At 55.3% G+C, this 208-nt stretch carries 1 protein-coding gene; it reads left to right on the plus strand.

The window, feature by feature from the left end; all coding sequences use genetic code 11:
- The coding region (locus JIF53_RS00020) for a cytochrome c biogenesis protein CcdA (RefSeq protein ID WP_323127126.1) at nt 1-208 on the plus strand (208 nt) is incomplete at both ends.

A 208-nucleotide genomic window follows, 5' to 3' on the forward strand; every position in this document is an offset into this window, starting at 1 on the left:
CTCCACCCATGCCAATGCTGAGGCTGGCATGCTGTATCTGGCGGCGTATTCGTTCGGGTTAGCTCTCCCTTTTCTCGGAACTGCCCTGTTTATTGAACACTTTCGGCAACGAGTACGCTGGCTCAGTCGCTGGAGTAGACTGCTGAGAGCGCTTGCTGGCTTGGTGCTCGTTGTAATGGGAGTAATGGTGCTCACCGGTCGGATGACA

Origin of the sequence: Marinobacter sp. bablab_jr008, from assembly GCF_016464145.1 — a bacterium.
Taxonomy (GTDB): domain Bacteria; phylum Pseudomonadota; class Gammaproteobacteria; order Pseudomonadales; family Oleiphilaceae; genus Marinobacter; species Marinobacter nauticus.